This window comes from Teichococcus aerofrigidensis (assembly GCF_054073225.1).
Genome location: NZ_JBSXMU010000295.1, coordinates 1 through 492, shown reverse-complemented (window position 1 = coordinate 492; position 492 = coordinate 1). Strand labels below are relative to the sequence as shown.

The following is a 492-nucleotide window of genomic DNA, read 5'->3' as shown; positions in this document are numbered from 1 at the left end:
CGGCCGCGCCGCCGGGCAGCAGGGCGGCCCCGAGGGCGAGGGCCTGCACGCCCATCCACAGCGCCAGGGTCCGCATGCCCCCGACCCGGCCGGCGATCCGCCCGCCCAGCAGCGTGCCCGCCATGGCGCCGAGGCCGAACAGCGCCCAGAGCAGCGCCACGGCCGCGGCGCCGAGGCCGCGTCCGCGCATGCCGAGATCGGCGAGATAGATCATCGGCGGCACCATGCCGGCGGCGGACAGCCCGTAGACGACCATCAGCCCGGTCACGCCCGGCCAGCGGCGTGGCGGGGCCACCGCGCCCGGTCCGGCCGCCACCTCCTCCGCCGGCGGGGCGGGCCAGTAGCGGCGCAGGGGCAGCCAGAGCAGCAGGCTCATCAGCCCCAGCCCCAGCCAGATCGACGAGACGCCGAGCGGCAGCAGCGCCGGTACCGCCAGGGCGCCCAGGACCACCCCCCCGCCGACGCCGGAGACCACGGTGCCCGCCGCCGCCG

Annotated in this window: 1 protein-coding gene; it reads right to left on the bottom strand. The window is 79.5% G+C overall.

The window, feature by feature from the left end:
- A partial coding sequence (locus tag ACVMLK_RS21315; RefSeq protein WP_457487581.1) for a YbfB/YjiJ family MFS transporter occupies positions 1–492 on the bottom strand: 492 nt, incomplete at both ends.